The organism is Caballeronia udeis (assembly GCF_044909315.1).
Taxonomy (GTDB): domain Bacteria; phylum Pseudomonadota; class Gammaproteobacteria; order Burkholderiales; family Burkholderiaceae; genus Caballeronia; species Caballeronia udeis_A.
Genome location: NZ_JBIYEB010000004.1, coordinates 415,096 through 433,044, shown reverse-complemented (window position 1 = coordinate 433,044; position 17,949 = coordinate 415,096). Strand labels below are relative to the sequence as shown.

The following is a 17,949-nucleotide window of genomic DNA, read 5'->3' as shown; positions in this document are numbered from 1 at the left end:
GCGCGTAGTCAGCAAAACCATACGACGGCGCCTTGTCGCCGCACGCTTGTTCCTACGCTTTCAATCACGGAAACGGAAACTATCCTTCATGCTTAAACCTATCGGCCGTTTGTTCGCCGCCGCATTGCTTGCCGGAAGCATCACCGCCTATGCAGCAGGCGGCTTATCCAATGCTCCCGCGCCCTTCAATAAAGGCGGTGTCAGGATCGCGTTGGTCAACTATCTCTCGACCGGCGATTTCTTTCAGGCTTATGAAGCGGGTGCGCAAAAGCAGGCCAAAGCACTTGGCGTCGACTTGCGTATTTACGAGGGCCGTCAGGACGCCGCTCAGCAACGTGACCAGATCCAGCAAGCAATCAATCTGGGCGTTTCAGCGATCATCGTCAATCATGGCCTGCCGGAGTCCTTGAAGGACGTGGTGCAGGTGGCGCTTGATAAAGGCATCAAGGTGGTGGCGTTCGACGTTGACCTGGGGAATCCGAAAGTGCCGCAGATCGAGCAGAGCGACCACGATCTCGCGACATTGCTGCTCAATCAGGCGGTAAAAGATAACGGCGATGCATTTGCCGCCGCGTATGTCTATGTGCCGGGTTTTGCGCCGCTTGACCGGCGCGACGCGGTCTGGAAGGCGTTCAAGACCGAGCATCCAAAGGTCAGGGAGGAGGCGCGGTTCGGTACGGTGGACAATCCGATTGCGCAGTCGGTGGCCAACCAGGCAGCGGCCGCGTATAGGGCGCATCCCGATGTGCGTGTGGTGTTCGCGCCGTATGACGAGTTCGCTCGCGGCGCGAAGCTGGCTGCGGACGAGGCAGGCATTGCTTCGAAGGTTCGCATTTATAGCGCCGATATATCGACGGCTGATATAGAGGCGATCCGGGCGCCCGGGAGTCCGTGGGTCGCCACTGCCGCGACTAATCCGGCCGTGGTGGGTGCGGTCTCGGTGCGAGCCGCAGCGCTGCTTGTGGCGGGCCAGGACCCGGGGCACAGGATTGAAATAAAACCCGCGTTGATCACGCGCGACGATCTGGTCAAGAACGATATCCGCACAATTGCAGATCTTGAGTCCCGGTTCGTGGACTTCAGGCGGGCCGATGTAGCCAGGGCCGACTGGATTCCCGAGGTTCGTGATTAAAGGTAATGGATAGTTGATTCGCTATCCTGATGAATAAAACCATCTATAGTGCAATGCGGATCTTCTCACTTGGCGCTGGCCTGGCCCAGCGTCTTCTGCGCCTCCGCGGCGTTGTCCTTGCTGACGAGAATCGACGGTACATAGGTGGCGGGAGGCAACGTGCGATCGCCCGCCAGATACCGCGCTACGTTGTCCACAGCCGTCTTGCCGATGAGATAGGGCTGTTGTGCGACCACGGCCGCGGCGCAGGATTCCGGGTCCTTGACGAGCGCGATGAAGTCGGGACTGCCGTCGACGGCATAGGTTTTGATCTCCTGGCGATGCGCTGCGTCAATAGCCTGCGTCGCGCCGATCTGCGGTATATCCCACCCTGCCCAGATAGCCTGGACCGTACCCTTCGGATACTTGTTGAGTAACTGGCCGACCTGCGAGTAGGCGTCTTGCACCGTATTCGGAATCACGTCGCCCAGTTCGGGCTGAATGATCCTGATCTTCGGATACCACTTCAGCACCTCGCGTAACTCGTCATAGCGCATTGCCATGACCGGCACGCCGTAGAAGCCGTTGAAGACGAGAATATTGCCTTCGCCATGCAGGTCGCTGACGAGCTTCAATGCAAGCTGCTCGCCAATGTAAAAATTATCCGATGTCGTCACGTTGATGCTCGACGGGCTGGCGGTGTCGACGGTAAAGAGCGGGATGCCCGCTTCACGGATCTTCTTGAGCCACGGTTCAAGCACGGCCGCAGTGCCAAGCTGTTCGATGATGGCATCGGGCTTTTGCGCGATCAGTGTCTGGAGTTGCGCGATCTGCTGGCCATCCTTGCGGCCGCCGTCCATTGCAATGGGGATTCCCCCAAGCCGCGTCACTTCGTCTATTTGTCCCTTGAAGGCCTTCATGTCCCAGTAATGTTCGGTACCGGCGACGGAGATGCCAATCCGTTTGCCCTTCAGCGACGGCACGTCGGCCGCCGCCGGCGCGCAGAGCGCGGCGCTGGTGAGTAGCACGGTGAGCAAGGCCAGCACTCGTCTCCTGAACGCTCCATGAGCTTTCAGCGAAGCATGATGCTGTTCTTTACTTTTGTACTTAACCATGTCGAATGAAATTTTGCGCAATGAATGAAGGGTGTAAAGACCCGGATGAACGTCTTAATGCGACCATTGTATTTTCCTCGGCGTGCCGGCCGTAAAAAAGGGTAATCCAGGGACCGGAACGGGGCTTGGCGGAGCTATGAAGAATAGTAGTGAAGACGTGCCGAGGATGACAGAAGGCCCATTTCGGAACTATTGGTGTTCGCGCTGAGAACCTTGGTGAAAGAAACAGGCGGTCTGGATGGAGAAGGGTTTTCAATCAGTTCCTGGGCTCAAGCTAATCAGGATTCCTTTAAATATTGAAAAATTTCAGAACTTAAAGAAAAACCCCGCTCAGGCGAAGCGCCTGAGCGGGGTTTCAATCAAACGAACTGTGGTTCTTGCCGCGGGGTGTAATTAAATTATCGGCAGGCGTGTGGGCGGCTAAACGGTTCGCCCTCGGCTGAAGAGCCTCAGGATGGCCAGCAGGATCACGGCGCCGATCAACGCGGTAATCAGCGACCCTATGATGCCGCCGCCGAGGTGCAGGCCGAGCACGCCGCCCAGCCACCCGCCAATGAACGCGCCGACAATGCCGACGATGATGTCCACAATGATGCCGAAGCCGCCTCCATCAACGATCCGGCCGGCGAGTGCGCCGGCAATTCCGCCAATGATCAGCCAGAAGATGATTCCGTGCGAAACAGGTTCCATAGCGTTCTCCGTCAGGTGAAATGCGCGTAGCAGCGCTACCGGCATGGTGATAACAATACTTAAGGGAGGCACCTCGGGTTAGGTGATTTTCATGGTCCCCCTGGATCAATGAGCCTCTCGGTTAGAGCAAGCGGCGTGCCCGAAAGGGGCAATGTGGCAAGAACGACCGATTAACCAAGCTTGCGCTTAACGTTGCCAGCCGTCATCCGGCTAAACCCGAACCCGAATAGTCCCTCTAACGGCTTCTGATCCACTTTTGCTATCGGACCATCGAATAGTCGGATTGTTTTGCTATGAGAGCGCCCCTATAGTTCATTCATCAGCGGCTTTAAGCAGGCACCGAATCAGCAGGCGCCGCATCAAATGCCACCCTAAAGACAACAGGAGACACGATGAACCAGATCGATCTGGCCGGACGGACTGTGGTGATCACCGGCGGCGCGCGCGGTATTGGCTATGCGGTGGCGCAACGCGCGCTCGCCTCGGGTGCTGAGGTGGCGCTCTGGGACATCGACGCCGAGCGCCTTGAACGGGCACGCGGCGAACTCGCGAAGTCCGGCAAGGTCAGCGTCGCCGTGGTCGAACTGACGGAGGAAACATCGGTCGGGCAGGCAGTGCAGCAGACGCTGGAAGCGCACCGGAAGATTGATGTGCTGATCAACTGCGCGGGCATCACCGGCGGCAATGGCACGACCTGGGAACTGGCGCCGGACGTATGGCGCCGCGTGATCGATGTGAACCTGATCGGACCGTATCTCACGTGCCGTGCCGTGGTGCCGCATATGCTGAAGGAAGGTTATGGACGGATCGTGAATATTGCTTCGGTGGCGGGCAAGGAAGGCAACCCGAATGCGTCGCACTATAGCGCCTCGAAGGCGGGCCTGATCGGGCTCACGAAGTCGCTCGGCAAGGAACTCGCCACGCGCGGCATCCTGGTCAACGCGGTGACGCCGGCGGCTGCGAAGACCGAGATTTTCGATTCCATGTTGCAGCAGCATATTGACTACATGCTCTCCAAGATCCCGATGAACCGCTTCCTGTTGCCCGAAGAAGCGGCGTCACTGATCCTGTGGCTCAGCTCGGAAGATTGCGCGTTCAGCACGGCGTCGGTATTCGATCTGTCCGGCGGCCGCGCGACCTACTGAAGCCGCTTTGCGTGTCCCTGCCGGGGCCAGCTAGGCACGCTCGCTACATAAAAATATCTGGAGACACGCATGAGCGATACCGCTACTGCGGAAGATGCCGTCACGGCCCGAGTGATGCGTCGTCTGCTGCCGTTCCTGCTGCTGATGTACATGCTGGCGTTTCTCGATCGGGCGAATATTGGCTTCGCCCAGAAAGCACTGCAGCACGATACGGGTCTGTCGAATGCGGCCTTCGCGTTCGGGGCAGGCGTGTTCTTCGTGGGCTATGCGCTCTTTGAAGTGCCGAGCAATTTGCTGCTGCATCGCGTGGGCGCGAAGCTCTGGATGTGCCGGATCATGGTGACATGGGGGCTTGTTTCCGCCGCCATGGCGTTCGCGCACACGGCCACGGCGTTCTATGTGCTGCGCTTCGCGCTCGGTGTGGCCGAAGCGGGTTTCTTTCCGGGCATTGTGTATTACCTCACGCGCTGGTTTCCGCAATCGGCGCGAGCGAGGGCACTGGGCGTGTTCTATTTCGGCGCGCCGCTCGCGTTCATTTTTGGCAGCCCGCTGTCCGGTGCGTTGCTCGACCTGCATGGCGCGCTCGGTTTCGCGGGCTGGCAGTGGCTCTTCCTGGTGGAGGGTGTCCTCGCGTCCATAGTCGGCGTGTGGGCGTTCTGGTATCTCGACAATGATCCTTCCAAAGCGCGCTGGCTCAATGCCGCTCAACGCGAGTTACTGCTTGCGCGGCTCTCGCAGGACGCACAGGCAGCGTCCGCGCACGGACCGCGCAGCGTGCTTGCCGCATTGATCGATCCGCGAGTGCTGATCCTGTCGGCAGTGTATTTCCTGATTCAGATGTCCGTGTACGGCGTGATCTTTTATCTGCCGCAACAGGTGGCTGCCTTGCTCGGGGCCAACGTGGGGGCGAAGGTTGGTTTTGTCACGGCGATTCCCTGGCTATGTGCGGTGCTCGTTACGTGGACGGTGCCGCGTTACGCGGATCGCCATGGTCGGCATCGATGGCTCGCGGTGCTGATGCTCGTCGTAGCCGGTGCGGGTATTGCGGTATCGGGACTCGCGGGTCAACCCCTGATCTCGCTGATCGCATTGTGTTTCGCGGCCAGCGGCCTGATTGCAGCGCAACCGCTGTTCTGGACCTTCCCCACGCATTACCTGACCGGCGCCGCGGCGGCCGGGGCCATCGCGCTGATCAACTCCCTCGGCAGCCTCGGCGGGTTCGTGGCGCCCATGCTGCGCACGGCCGCAGAGCGAGCTTATGCATCGACGAGTGCGGGTCTCGTCCTGCTGGGACTCGTCGCGGTGCTTGCCGCCATTGCGATCATCGTGCTCGTGCGGCCCGCACGGGTATCCGCTCATACGCAAGACCCGTCGCATGGCGAGCGCGCCAAAGCGTCCTGAACATTAGAACCCTCAACGGAGTCCGATCATGTCCATGCCTACCATCCGCCACGTTCGCGCGTTCACCGTTCGCGGCGGCGGCGCCGACTATCACGACCAGGGCGCCGATCACTGGATCGACGACCATATCTCCACGCCCATGGCGCGTTACCCCGAGTATCGGCAAAGCCGCCAGTCCTTCGGCATCAACGTGCTCGGTTCGCTGGTCGTTGAAATTGAAGCGAGCGACGGCACGGTCGGTTTCGCGGTGACTACCGGCGGGGAGATCGGGGCGTTTATCGTGGAGAAACACCTGGCGCGTTTTCTTGAAGGTCAGCGGGTGACCGATATAGAAAAGATGTGGGACCAGATGTATTTCGCCACGCTCTATTATGGGCGCAAAGGCATTGTGCTGAATGCGATTTCGGGTGTCGATCTTGCGTTGTGGGATCTGCTCGCGAAGGTTCGCAAGGAGCCGGTGTTTCATCTTTTAGGTGGACCGGTACGCGACGAACTGCAGTTCTATGCAACCGGCGCACGTCCGGACCTGGCGAAGGAGATGGGGTTTATCGGCGGCAAGATGCCGTTGCAGCATGGACCCGCGGAAGGTGCGGAAGGACTCGCGAAGAACATCGCGAAGCTGGCCGATATGCGCGCGAAAGTAGGCGACGATTTCTGGCTGATGTTCGACTGCTGGATGAGCCTCGACCTGAACTATGCAACGCGGCTTGCGCACGCGGCTCACGAATATGGCCTGAAGTGGCTTGAAGAAGCGTTGCCGCCCGATGATTATTGGGGTTACGCCGAACTGCGGCGCTCGGTGCCGCGCGGCATGATGGTGACGACCGGTGAGCACGAAGCTACGCGCTGGGGTTTTCGCATGTTGTTTGAAATGGGCTGTGCCGACCTGGTTCAGCCGGATGTGGGATGGTGCGGCGGCATCACGGAACTGATCAAGATCTCCGCACTCGCAGACGCCCACAACGTGCTGGTCGTGCCGCATGGTTCTTCCGTCTATAGCTATCATTTCGTGGTGACCCGCCACAATTCTCCGTTCGCGGAGTTCCTGATGATGGCGCCGAAAGCCGACGAAGTCGTGCCCATGTTCAACCCGCTTCTGCTCGACGAACCCGTGCCCGTGAATGGCCGGATGAAGGTGCCGGAGACACCGGGTTTTGGTGTGCGGCTCAATCCCGAATGCACGCTCGTGCGTCCTTATACCCATTGAAACACTGAGGTCCAACCGTGCTGCTCGAAAACAAAGTGGTGATTGTCACGGGCGGGTCGCGAGGCATAGGCCGCGCGATCGCCGTGGCGTGCGCGAAAGAAGGCGCGGACGTCGTGCTGAACTATTGGGGCGACAACGACCGCTCATATGGACGGCTGTCGGCCGTGCAAGAGGTGGTCGCCGAGATAGAAGCACTGAGCCGCAGGGTGATCGCAGTCGAAGGAAATGTGGCGGTGCGCGAGACGGGGCTGGAACTCGTGAAGCAGGCCGTCGATGCGTTCGGACATGTCGACGTCCTCGCGAGCAACGCGGGTATCTGTCCATTCCACACCTTCCTCGACATGCCGGCGTCGGTGTATGAAGCGACCGTCGGCGTCAACCTGAACGGTGCGTTCTATGTGACCCAGGCCGTTGCCAACCAGATGAAACTGCAAGGAACCGGCGGCGCAATTGTGGCGACCAGTTCGATCAGCGCGCTCGTTGGCGGGGGCATGCAAACGCATTACACGCCAACGAAAGCAGGCGTTCACTCGTTGATGCAGTCGTGCGCGATCGCGTTGGGGCCTTACGGCATCCGCTGCAATTCGGTCATGCCCGGCACGATCGCGACCGACCTGAATGCAGAAGATCTCGCCGACACCGAGAAGCGCGCGTACTTCGAAAAACGTATTCCGCTCGGACGCCTGGGCGAACCTGACGACGTTGCGCAGTGCGTGACGTTTCTCGCATCGGACCGCGCGCGCTATGTGACGGGTGCATCGCTCCTGGTGGATGGCGGCTTGTTCGTCAACCTTCAGTGAACGAGCCGGCCGAATATTTGCGCAGCAGCGCGATGCAGTATTCGGCGGGTTCACTTAGCGTTTCATGTTTGCGCCGCAACAAACCGAAGCCCGAGAGGCTTTTGCCGATCTCGATCGGCAGTTCAATCAGCAACTGCGCACGCAGGTAATCGCGCACGACGGATTCCGGCAGCATGGCGACGGCGTCGCTGTTTTGAAGCAGCTGAAGCGTGGCGAAGATTGAAGCGCACTCGACCACGTTCGACGGCGAAGCGAGGCCCGCCCGTGCAAGCTCTTCCTCGAACAACGCGCGCGCCGGGCTGGTGATGGGTTGCAGGATCCACGGCCATGAGATGAGCGCGTCCAGTGAAAGCGAGGCTTGCTGAGCGAGCGGGTGCGCGGCCCGCACGACCAGCCGCATGGCCTCGCGTGAGAGCGGTTCGAAGTCGAAGTCGTTGTGCTGGAGCGGCGTGGTGAGACGGCCGAGTGCGAGATCCACTTCCCGGCGGTGCAGCAGTTGCACCACCTGGTCGCTGGTCTCGCCGAGAATGCGCACGTTGAGCAGGGGCCGTTCGCTTTTGAGTTCGGCGATAGCCATGGCGAGCACGTCGGGCGCGGCGCCCATGATCGCGCCTACTGTCAGTTGGCCGTGACCGCCGCGCCGCTTGCTTTCGAGGTCGGCGGCGAAGCGCGTGAGGTCGGCCAGCGACCGGCGTGCATAAGCGAGCGTGGCGACACCGAGCGGCGTGGGCTGCATGCCGCGTGCGTTGCGCTCGAAAAGAAGGAAGCCGAACGCTTCTTCTATGTCGCTCAGCATCCGGCTCGCGCTTGGCTGGGCGACATTGATGGCTTCGGCCGCCTGATGCAGGTTGCGGGCGTCGTCCAGGGCGACGAGCAGCGCCAGATGCTTGAATTTCAGGCGGTTGACGAGGGCGATCTGGGAGACGTTCTGGTTCATCGGGCGTCCTCGCGGGTCCATTATGCGATTCGGTTTTGCGATCGGCTGATCCTTACTTCGGATTGTCATGTTATCAGTCGACGACTTATAGTCGTAACAGAAAAGCCGGGATTCACTGGTTTCAACACCTATAAAAGGCAAGCCGCAATGGAGACGATTGCGTTCAGGATGACCCTCAAACCGGGCCAGCGCGATGAATACGAGCGGCGTCATCGCGACCTGTGGCCCGAGCTGGCCGAGGCGTTACGCAACGCCGGGGTCCGCGATTACTGGATTTTCCTCGACGAGCCCAGCGGGCACCTGTTTGCCACGCTCAAGCGTGAGCCGGGCCACACTATGGACGCGTTGCCGGACCTTCCCATCATGCGCAAATGGTGGGACAACATGGCCGACCTGATGGATACAAACCCTGACCGCTCGCCGGTGCAGCACGCGCTCGTGCCGGTTTTCCATCTACCCTGACGCGCTTTCAGCGAGTTTTAGCGGCACGAGGACATATCCATGCAGGTTGTCGATCCGCACATTCACCTTTGGGATTTAAAGACGCATCACTATCCGTGGCTGGCGAACCCGGGTACGTCGTTCGTCGGCGATGCACGTGACCTGAAGCACGATTACCTGATCGCCGATCTGTTACGCGATGCCGCGCCGGTCCAGGTGCTCAAGCTCGTGCATGTGGATGCCAATCACGATCCCGCCGATCCGGTGGAAGAAACGCGCTGGCTGCAACAGGTCGCCGATCACGAAGGCAACGGGTTGCCGGATGCGATTGTCGCGGGTGCGGATTTATCGGCGGATAACGCTCAGGAAGTGCTCGAAGGGCACGCCGCGTTCGCCAACATGCGCGGCATTCGTCAGATTCTCAACGTGCATGCGAATCCGCTTTATGACTACGTGGGCCGGCACTACATGCGTGAACCGCAATGGCGCAAGAATTTCGCTTTGCTGAAGCGCTATTCGCTGTCATTCGATTTGCAGCTCTACCCGTCGCAGATGAAAGAGGCGGCCGAGTTGGCACAGGAACATCCCGACACGCAGTTCATCGTGAATCATGCCGGCATGTTCGTGGACCGGTCGTCGGTGGAGGGTTTTCGCGCATGGCGTGACGGGCTGCGCGCACTCGCCGCCTGTCCGAATGTGGCGGTGAAGATCAGCGGTCTTGCCATGTTCGATCATCAATGGAGCGTCGAAAGTTTTCGGCCGTATGTGCTGGAGACGATCGATACGTTCGGATGTGAGCGCGCGATGTTCGCGTCGAATTTTCCGGTAGACCGTTTGTTCGCGACGTATGAAGGATTGTGGAACGCGTATGTGTCGATCGTGAAAGACCTGAGCGATATGGAAAAAGATGCCCTTGTCAAAAGCAACGCAGAACGTATCTATCGCATCTGAAGGAGACAGTATGGGCAATACCAATCCGCCGCGGCTTGAGCTAAGGCACGCGAGCAAGTCGTTTGGCCGCGTGCGTGCGCTTGGCGACGGCAGCCTCGCGATGTGGCCGGGTGAAGTGCATGCATTGCTCGGCGAGAACGGCGCGGGCAAGTCGACTCTGGTCAAGCTGCTTGCGGGTGTCTACCAGCCGGATTCAGGCGAATTGCTGGTCGACGGACAGCCCCGTACGTTTGCGAATCCCGCTGAAGCACGCGACGCCGGTCTTGCCGTGATCTATCAGGAACCGACGTTGTTCGCGGACCTGTCCATTGCGGAAAACATCTACATGGGACGTCAGCCGCGCGATCGGATCGGCCGGATTCGCTATGACGAAATGAATCGCGAGGTGGACGCGCTGTTGCAATCTCTTGGTGTCAGTCTGCGCGCGGAACGTCTGGTGCGCGGTTTGTCCATCGCGGATCAGCAAGTGGTCGAGATCGCCAAGGCGCTCTCCCTGAACGCGAATGTGCTGATCATGGACGAGCCGACAGCCGCGTTGTCTCTCACTGAAGTGGAGCGCCTGTTCTCAATTGTGCGGGCATTGCGTGAACGCGACGCCGCCATTCTTTTCATCACGCACCGGCTGGACGAAGTGTTCGCGCTGACGCAGCGCCTGACCATCATGCGCGACGGCTTGAAGGTCTTCGACGCCATGACCGCCGACATGACCATCGATTCGATCGTCAGCAAGATGGTCGGCCGCGATCTCGACACCTTCTATCCGAAAGCGGATGTCACGCCCGGCGAGGTGTGTCTTTCGGTGCGTAACCTGACGCGCGACGGTGTGTTCAAGAACGTCTCGTTCGAGGTCCGCGCGGGCGAGATCGTGGCGTTGGCGGGGCTGGTTGGAGCAGGGCGCAGCGAGGTGGCGCGCGCAATCTTCGGCATCGATCAGGTGGATGCGGGCGAGGTTCATATCGCCGGCAAGCCGTTGCAGCTCGGCCGGCCGCAGGCGGCAGTCCGCGCGGGTCTGGCGCTGGTGCCGGAGGACCGGCGCGCGCAAGGTCTCGCGCTGGAGCTAAGCATTGCGCGCAATGCGTCGCTGACGGTGCTCGGACGCCTTGTGCGGCACGGGTTGATCTCGTCACGCAGCGAGAACACGCTTGCCGCCGACTGGGGCCGTCGACTGCGGCTCAAGGCGAGCGATCTGGATGCCCCTGTTGGCACGCTGTCGGGCGGCAATCAGCAGAAGGTTGTGCTCGGAAAGTGGCTTGCCACAGGGCCTAAAGTGCTGATCATCGACGAACCGACTCGCGGCATTGATGTGGGCGCGAAGGCGGAGGTGTACCGCACGCTTGCCGAACTGGTGAGCGAAGGCATGGCAGTCCTGATGATTTCAAGCGAGTTGCCCGAGGTGCTTGGCATGGCCGATCGCATTCTTGTGATGCATGAAGGACGCATCAGCGCTGACATTGCGCGTGCCGACGCAAACGAAGAACGCGTGATGAGCGCGGCGCTCGGTGCCTCGCCGTCCATGTTGGGGCAGGCGGCATGATGACACGACATTCTCCCGCCATGCCCGCCGTGCACGCGCCCAAACCGAAGCGCCGCAATTTGCTGGCGGAACTCGTTCGCAGCCGCGAGGCAACCCTGTTTGTCGTGCTGATTGCGCTGGTCGCGGCCACCGCCGCGGTGAAAGCCGAGTTCCTGAACCTGCAGAACCTGCGTGACGTACTGCTCAATGTATCGATCATCGGCTTGCTCACGGCGGGCATGACGGTCGTGATGCTGATGCGGCATATCGATTTGTCGGTGGCGTCCGTTGTTGGTGTCAGCGCGTATTCGGTCGGCAGTCTCTTCGTGATGTTTCCGCACATGCCGATTGCGGTCGCGATGCTCGCGGGCATCGCCATCGGTCTCGCGATCGGCGCGGTGAACGGCACGCTCATCACGTTCGGGCGCGTGCCTTCGCTGGTGGCGACGTTATCGACGTTATATATAGTGCGTGGCGCCGATTACGCCTGGGTCCACGGCGGCCAGATCAACGCGACCAGCCTTCCCGATGCGTTCTCGCGCATCGCGACGGGTTCTCTGCTCGGCTTGCCGAACCTCGTGTTAATAGCGGTGGTTGTTCTGTTGGCGATTGGCGTCTATCTCAAGCAATATCGCGGCGGGCGCGAGCATTATGCGATCGGGTCGAATCCCGAGGCCGCGCGGCTGGCAGGTATTCGCGTGGAGCGTCGCGTCATGATCGGCTTCCTGTTGTCCGGCGCGATTGCGGGGCTCGCAGGGGTCTTGTGGCTGGCTCGCTTCGGCACGGTGGAAGCGAGCACGGCGAAGGGCATCGAGTTGCAGGTGGTGGCCGCGGCGGTGGTGGGCAGCGTGGCGATCACGGGCGGTGTGGGCACCATCCTCGGCGCGACACTCGGTGCGCTCGTGCTCGGCGTGATCAACATTGCGCTGGTGGTGTTGCGCGTATCGCCATTCTGGCAGCAGGCTATTCAGGGAGCGCTGATCGTTGCGGCGATCACGCTCGACACACTGCTCGCGCGCTCTGTCGCGCGCCGCATGATGAGGAAACGCGATCATGGCTAAACCCGATTCCGCACTCGCCTTGACACGTCGCCGGCATCTCTCGTGGGAGTCCATGCTGGTGGTGGTGCTCGTGCTGGGACTGATCCTCGGGCGCGTGTTGTCGCCCATGTTCCTCTCGAGCGCCAACCTCTCGAACATGCTTGCCGACTTCACGGAGATCGCCCTGATCGCGTTACCGATGACGTTGATCATTGTCGCGGCCGAAATCGATTTGTCGGTGGCGTCGGTGCTGGGTGCGTCGAGTGCGCTGATGGGCGTGCTCTGGCACATGGGCCTGCCCATGCCGCTCGTGATCGCCATTGTACTGGTCGCGGGAACGCTTGCCGGCCTGTTCAACGGGCTGGTGATCGTGCGCTTCAATCTTCCCTCGCTGGCCGTCACCATCGGCACCCTCGCGCTGTTTCGCGGCTTGGCGTATGTCCTGCTCGGCGATCAGGCTGTCGCTGATTTTCCCGCGTCTTATACCGCGTTCGGAATGGATACCGTCGCCGCGTTCCTGCCCATGCCGTTCGTCCTCGTCATCATTGGCGCGGTCCTTTTCACGGTGCTGCTGCAGGCTACGCCGTTTGGACGCAGCCTTTATGCAATCGGCGCGAATCCGGTTGCCGCGCAATTTTCCGGCATCGATGTAGCGCGCACGAAGCTCAAGCTTTTCATGTTGTCCGGCGCGATGAGCGCGCTCGCGGGCGTGGTCTATACGTTGCGCTTCACGAGCGCTCGCGGCGACAACGGCGAGGGGTTCGAACTGTCGGTGATCGCGGCCGTGCTGTTCGGCGGCGTGAGCATCTTCGGTGGACGCGGGTCCATGATCGGCGTGCTTCTTTCGTTGCTGATCATTGGCGTGTTGCGCAATGCGTTGACGCTCTCGGATGTATCGAGCGAGACGCTGACCATTGTGACGGGTGGTTTGTTGTTGTCGTCGGTACTGATTCCGAACCTTGTTGCACGTTGGCGTGTCATGCGCGAAAAGCGCCTGATGACGCAGACGCTTATTTGAAGCTTGGCTTTTTAAAACCAGCGTGAAGACTCCGGCCATTCGTGGAACCGGAGCAGCGCGCGACATCAGGAGACACAAGCATGTTCAAACCCTTCCAGTCCATTCGCGGCCCGGCGCTATGCGCCGCGCTGATCGCGGTGTCCGTCGCGGCGGTGATTCCGCTCGGCGCACACGCCGCGGACCTGAAAAAAGACCTGAAAATAGCGTTTCTGCCCAAGCAGATCAACAACCCGTACGAAGTGATCGCCGACGATGGCGGTCTGGCGGCGATCAAGGAGATGGGCGGCCAGGGCAAGGTTGTAGGCCCATCCGACGCGGGCGCGTCGTCGCAGGTCCAATACATCAACACGCTGATCACGCAGCGCCAGGACGCTATCGTGATTGCCGCCAATGACGCCAACGCGGTCGTGCCTTACCTGAAGAAAGCGATGGCCCAGGGCATCAAGGTCGTTACTTTCGACTCGGATACCGCACCTGACGGCCGCCAGATCTTCGTCAATCAGGCGAACTCGGAAGCGATCGGACGGGGGCAGGTGCAGCTGATGTCGAAGCTGATAGGCGGCGAGGGCGAGTTCGCGATCCTCTCCGCTACACCGAACGCCACGAACCAGAACACCTGGATCAAGTGGATGGAGGAGGAGCTGAAGAAGCCGGAATATTCGAAGATGAAGCTGGTGAAAATTGCCTACGGCAACGACGACGACCAGAAATCGTTTGTCGAAACGCAGGGCCTGTTGCAGGCGTATCCGAACCTGAAGGGCATTATTTCCCCCACGACCGTGGGCATATCGGCGGCGGCCCGTTATGTCTCGACTTCCCAGGCCAAGGGCAAGGTTATGGTGACTGGACTCGGTACGCCTAACCAGATGCGCGCGTTCATCAAGAACGGCACGGTGAAGGCGTTCCAGTTGTGGGATCCGGGTCAACTCGGCTATCTCGCGGCGTACGCGGCGGCTAATCTTGCTTCAGGCACGATCACGGGCAAGGAAGGCGACAGCTTCGATGCAGGCAAGCTGGGCAAGCGTACGGTGGGCAAGAGCGGCGAAGTCGTGCTTGGACCGCCGACCACGTTTGATTCTTCGAATATCGACAACTTCAATTTCTGAGGGTCGCCAACATTCGCTGCAACGTGATCGATCGCTCACGTCAGTGACATGAACAAGGAACGCCCTGCGGGGCGTTCCTTGTTCCAGCAAGCGCCAGGGAAGCTTGAGCCTTCATAACCGCCATTCCCGGGCCAGTCAGGAGGCAGGTGATGACGCAGTCTTTTTGGAGCTGCTGCGCAAGTGCCACGCAGACACGCCCACCCCATGCCCCAACGCATGCCGGGTGTTCCTATTTGCATCGGTGGTTTACCACCGGGCCAGCGGCTTTAAACCCGGTAAAACTCGATATCCTGCCCGGCATGCACGGCGCGTTTCAACCACTCCGGCATGTCGCCCAGCCCGTCCCATGTGTCGCCGTTTGCGCTTCTGAATACCGGCGTGGTGCCGTTGGCGTTCTCGGGCAACGAGGGCATTGACGGCAACGCGCGCTTCGAAGCCGCGCTGGAACCGTTCGTCAAAGGGGGAGGGGTAACGGAAACCGGTACGTCGGCCAATGCTTCGGCCAGCGCTGTTTCGGTAATGCCAAACTCAGCCATTCGGCTGCGCAAATAGGCAATGATGCTGTCTCGCTTTCTTTCGTCCACGGCTGTCCTGATTCAGCTTTTACTTTCTTGAAGGCGAGCCATCTGCCCGCGCGGACCGGGGCGGCTCGAGGAATAAATGGGTTGACTAAAATCGTGGCGCGCCGAGTGACGCGCGTCAATTAGTGTAATACCGCAAATTACCGCTTTAACCCGCAGCGCCCGATAATCGGACTTATGCGAGCGCGCGGCTCGACAAACTGGTTACTGTGTTTGAGATCGGTGCGAGATGCGCAAGCCGCCGAGTCAGCGGCTGAGGCTCACGACCAGATCGATGCACGGCTGGCGGCTGTTCATGTTTCAAAAGCACCATGCATACAGCCGCTAATTTCAACAATTTGTCCACACAACCGCGGGCGCCACAAGGAAATGATAGCGCCGAATGCCGCTATTGTATGCCTAAATCATTTTAGCGATTATGTTGCTCGCCAGGTAATTCAGCGCCATGCGCGCGAATTGCCGCAATCAGCTCTGCCGGCGTGATTTCATAGCGCACCTCACGATGGATGCCGGCCTTCCTTTCATCAATCTCTATCAGCAGGACGGCCTTGCCGTCGGGTGCAGGTTCGAGGCGCAACGTCCGCACTTCCTGACCGGTGGCTTCATCGCGCTCCGTCAGCAAGGTCATGGATCCTGTGGCGGGACTTCTGGTCATTCATTTTCTCCCTTCCGATATCCAACATCTCTCTTGTCGAGACCCTTCGAACGGCTTACCCGCCACTGCTGTGCATGGAAAGGCACTAAAAGCGGGCGCAGGACGGCGGATCTCAAAGCCGCCGACCTCATTATTGCTTGTCAAAACGATACCCGTCCAGCGCCAGAATGCGTGTTCGCTGCGCCGCTAAACCATTGACATCAGGTTGACATCGCCGTGACATCCGCTGCGCCGCAGCCGGCGCTATGCCACCCCTACGCCGCCACCGCCGCGCGGGCCTGCGCCGTGATCTCGAACGAGCGCAACCGGGCCGCGTGATCGTAGATTTGCGCGGTCACCATCAGCTCGTCCGGTTGGGTTTGTTCGATCAGCGACGCCAGTCCGGCCTCCACCTGCTGCTGGTCGCCAATCACCGAGCATGCGAGCGAGTGTTCCACGCCGGCGCGTTCGGCCTCGTTCCACGGAATCTGCTTGACGGGTGGCGGCAGCTGGCCTGGCGTGCCGCGTCGCAGATTGATGAATTGCTGTTGCAACGATGTGAAGAGAAACTCCGCTTCCGCCGTGGTGTCGGCGGCAAAAACATTCACACCGACCATCGCGTAAGGCCGGTCGAGTTGCTTCGACGGGCGGAATTGCGTCCGGTACACCTGCAGCGCGGTCAACAGGTAGTCGGGCGCGAAATGCGAGGCGAAAGCGAACGGCAGGCCGAGCGCGGCGGCGAGCTGGGCGCTGAAGGTGGACGAACCGAGCAGCCAGATCGGCACGTTCAGCCCGGCGCCCGGTACGGCGCGTACGCGCTGGCCTTCCACCGGATCGGCGAAATAGCGCTGTAATTCCACGACGTCATCGGGGAAATTATCCGCGCTGCCCTGCAGATCGCGGCGCAATGCGCGGGCGGTCGTCTGGTCGGTGCCGGGCGCGCGGCCGAGGCCCAGATCGATACGCCCGGGAAACAGCGACGCCAGCGTGCCGAACTGCTCGGCGATCACGAGCGGCGCGTGGTTCGGCAGCATCACGCCGCCCGAGCCAACGCGGATCGTGGTCGTTCCCGCGGCGACATGCCCGATCACCACCGATGTCGCCGCGCTGGCGATTCCGGTCATGTTGTGATGTTCGGCCAGCCAGAATCGCAGGTAGCCGAGTTTTTCGGCATGCTGGGCCAGCTCGCGCGAGTGGCGGAACGCGTCGGCGGCGGTGGATCCGGCGGGAATGGGGGATAAATCGAGGACTGAAAACGGGATCATTGCGGCTTCCATGGCTTCGTGCATCGGCGACGCGCGGGCGCCGGCGATCCGGCTCCCGCCAGGCGCACACTCCTGGATGCAATTCCAGGGCGCACCGTGCACGTGGGTAAAAACCGATTGTGCCGAAAGTCAGGAAAGTCTGCCGTGACCGCCCTCAGGCGAGGCGGGGATAACCGCGTTCGACGGCGTCCGTTTCGATGTCGAGAATGCCGGTGTAGTCGGCGAGCGGGCGCCTCGCAAAACCGTCGAGCTTGAGCCGTTTTGCGAGAGGACGATCGTGCGCGACGGCGTCGGCGAGTGCGCCCACCAGTGCCTCGATACCCTCAGCGGGCACCCGTTTCGATGCAATCAGCGGCAAGCCCGGCGCACTTTGCGTCGTGCCGATCTGGACCAGACCGCTGGCGAGATGCGGAAGGTGGCCGAGTACGAACGCGAAGCTCACGCAGTCGATGGCGGCAACATCGGCCCGATTGTCCTGAAGGGCTTGCAGCGAAGCCAGGTGTCCGCCCGTTTCGATCATCGACGCGAAGAACGGTCGCCCGCCGGCAAGCGGCGCAACCGCGCTGCGCAGCAGGTTCATGCCGCTGTTCGAATCGGGGGTGTTGTACGCCGCGCGGTGTCCGCGGCATTGCGCGAGCGACGTGACGTTGGCGGCGGCTCTGGCGACCAGCACGCTGTGATAGTTGCCGCTCGCGCCGCCATCGACGGTGAAAACGGGCGTGGTGACAAGCTGCACACGCCCTGCTAGCGCTTTTACCAGCGGATATCCGCATGTCTGCGACAGCAGCAGGTCGTCACGCAGCCAGAAATCGTGCAGGGAGGTTTCGGGATCGACCAGGGCGAGTGTGTCGCCGCGCGCATCGAGCCACGGGCGCAAGCGGCGGTGAACATGGTCGAGCAAAACACGCCAGTCGGCGGCAAGTGCAGGCGTGACGTTATACATCGGTAAGGCAGCGACCCAGTTCATGCACATTCTTTCCCGTTCTTTCCCGTT

General features: G+C 60.8%; 18 protein-coding genes. 11 read left to right on the top strand and 7 right to left on the bottom strand.

Annotated features, from left to right (window positions below):
• Nucleotides 1–88: 88 nt before the first annotated feature.
• Nucleotides 89–1,132, top strand: coding sequence for a substrate-binding domain-containing protein (locus ABH944_RS09395; protein WP_404605437.1), 1,044 nt, complete (start codon nt 89–91; stop codon nt 1,130–1,132).
• A gap of 65 nt (nt 1,133–1,197) precedes the next feature.
• On the opposite strand, the gene ABH944_RS09390 is transcribed toward ABH944_RS09395, so the two are convergent.
• Together ABH944_RS09390 and ABH944_RS09385 are read right to left on the bottom strand one after the other, a co-directional pair.
• Nucleotides 1,198–2,148, bottom strand: a complete 951-nt coding sequence (locus ABH944_RS09390; protein WP_404605988.1) for a sugar ABC transporter substrate-binding protein — start codon at nt 2,146–2,148, stop codon at nt 1,198–1,200.
• A gap of 498 nt (nt 2,149–2,646) precedes the next feature.
• On the bottom strand, nt 2,647–2,916 hold the full coding sequence (locus ABH944_RS09385; protein ID WP_097267655.1) for a GlsB/YeaQ/YmgE family stress response membrane protein: 270 nt from the start codon (nt 2,914–2,916) through the stop codon (nt 2,647–2,649).
• Nucleotides 2,917–3,308: 392 nt separating this feature from the next.
• Between ABH944_RS09385 and ABH944_RS09380 the strand changes: the two genes are divergently transcribed.
• From ABH944_RS09380 to ABH944_RS09365, 4 genes are all read left to right on the top strand, one after another.
• Nucleotides 3,309–4,061: an SDR family NAD(P)-dependent oxidoreductase gene (locus ABH944_RS09380; protein ID WP_404605439.1), complete on the top strand. Its 753-nt coding sequence runs from the start codon at nt 3,309–3,311 to the stop codon at nt 4,059–4,061.
• Nucleotides 4,062–4,130: 69 nt separating this feature from the next.
• On the top strand, nt 4,131–5,462 hold the full coding sequence (locus tag ABH944_RS09375; protein ID WP_404605440.1) for an MFS transporter: 1,332 nt from the start codon (nt 4,131–4,133) through the stop codon (nt 5,460–5,462).
• 28 nt (nt 5,463–5,490) lie between these two features.
• Nucleotides 5,491–6,669, top strand: a complete 1,179-nt coding sequence (gene rhmD, locus ABH944_RS09370; RefSeq protein WP_097267650.1) for an L-rhamnonate dehydratase — start codon at nt 5,491–5,493, stop codon at nt 6,667–6,669.
• A 17-nt stretch (nt 6,670–6,686) separates the two neighbouring features.
• Complete coding sequence (locus tag ABH944_RS09365; protein WP_404605443.1) at nt 6,687–7,469, top strand: L-rhamnose 1-dehydrogenase Lra1; 783 nt, start codon at nt 6,687–6,689, stop codon at nt 7,467–7,469.
• Here the strand turns inward: ABH944_RS09365 and ABH944_RS09360 are convergent.
• Nucleotides 7,456–8,406 carry a LysR family transcriptional regulator gene (locus ABH944_RS09360; RefSeq protein ID WP_404605445.1) on the bottom strand — a complete coding sequence of 317 codons (951 nt, stop codon included), beginning with the start codon at nt 8,404–8,406 and terminating at the stop codon, nt 7,456–7,458. The two genes, ABH944_RS09365 and ABH944_RS09360, sit on opposite strands and share 14 nt — an antisense overlap.
• A 147-nt stretch (nt 8,407–8,553) precedes the next feature.
• Here ABH944_RS09360 and rhaM point away from each other — a divergent pair, with 147 nt between their 5' ends.
• From rhaM to rhaS, 6 genes are all read left to right on the top strand, one after another.
• The gene (rhaM, locus tag ABH944_RS09355; protein ID WP_404605446.1) at nt 8,554–8,868 is read left to right on the top strand and encodes an L-rhamnose mutarotase; all 315 of its coding nucleotides are present in this window, start codon (nt 8,554–8,556) and stop codon (nt 8,866–8,868) included.
• Nucleotides 8,869–8,907: 39 nt separating this feature from the next.
• Nucleotides 8,908–9,798: an amidohydrolase family protein gene (locus ABH944_RS09350; RefSeq protein WP_404605448.1), complete on the top strand. Its 891-nt coding sequence runs from the start codon at nt 8,908–8,910 to the stop codon at nt 9,796–9,798.
• 10 nt (nt 9,799–9,808) lie between these two features.
• Entirely contained in the window at nt 9,809–11,332 is a 1,524-nt protein-coding gene (locus ABH944_RS09345) for a sugar ABC transporter ATP-binding protein (RefSeq protein ID WP_404605450.1), read from the top strand.
• Nucleotides 11,332–12,372 (top strand): ABC transporter permease, encoded by a 1,041-nt coding sequence (locus tag ABH944_RS09340; protein WP_404605989.1) that lies wholly within the window; start codon nt 11,332–11,334, stop codon nt 12,370–12,372. Before ABH944_RS09345 ends, ABH944_RS09340 begins: the two co-directional genes overlap by 1 nt.
• Nucleotides 12,365–13,369, top strand: coding sequence for an ABC transporter permease (locus tag ABH944_RS09335; protein ID WP_404605452.1), 1,005 nt, complete (start codon nt 12,365–12,367; stop codon nt 13,367–13,369). The genes ABH944_RS09340 and ABH944_RS09335 overlap by 8 nt, the downstream gene beginning before the upstream one ends.
• Nucleotides 13,370–13,449: 80 nt before the next feature.
• Nucleotides 13,450–14,475: a rhamnose ABC transporter substrate-binding protein gene (rhaS, locus tag ABH944_RS09330; protein ID WP_404605453.1), complete on the top strand. Its 1,026-nt coding sequence runs from the start codon at nt 13,450–13,452 to the stop codon at nt 14,473–14,475.
• Nucleotides 14,476–14,741: 266 nt separating this feature from the next.
• Here the strand turns inward: rhaS and ABH944_RS09325 are convergent, their stop codons facing one another.
• The 4 genes from ABH944_RS09325 to ABH944_RS09310 all read right to left on the bottom strand — a co-directional run bounded on the left by ABH944_RS09325 (nt 14,742) and on the right by ABH944_RS09310 (nt 17,922).
• On the bottom strand, nt 14,742–15,059 hold the full coding sequence (locus ABH944_RS09325) for a hypothetical protein (RefSeq protein WP_404605455.1): 318 nt from the start codon (nt 15,057–15,059) through the stop codon (nt 14,742–14,744).
• A 406-nt stretch (nt 15,060–15,465) separates the two neighbouring features.
• Nucleotides 15,466–15,711, bottom strand: a complete 246-nt coding sequence (locus tag ABH944_RS09320; protein WP_062088545.1) for a hypothetical protein — start codon at nt 15,709–15,711, stop codon at nt 15,466–15,468.
• 254 nt (nt 15,712–15,965) lie between these two features.
• Nucleotides 15,966–16,955 carry an LLM class flavin-dependent oxidoreductase gene (locus ABH944_RS09315; protein ID WP_404605457.1) on the bottom strand — a complete coding sequence of 330 codons (990 nt, stop codon included), beginning with the start codon at nt 16,953–16,955 and terminating at the stop codon, nt 15,966–15,968.
• Between the two features lie 154 nt (nt 16,956–17,109).
• A complete protein-coding gene (locus tag ABH944_RS09310) occupies nt 17,110–17,922 on the bottom strand; it encodes a phosphate/phosphite/phosphonate ABC transporter substrate-binding protein (protein ID WP_404605459.1) in 813 nt (270 codons plus the stop codon).
• Between the last annotated feature and the right edge of the window lie 27 nt (nt 17,923–17,949).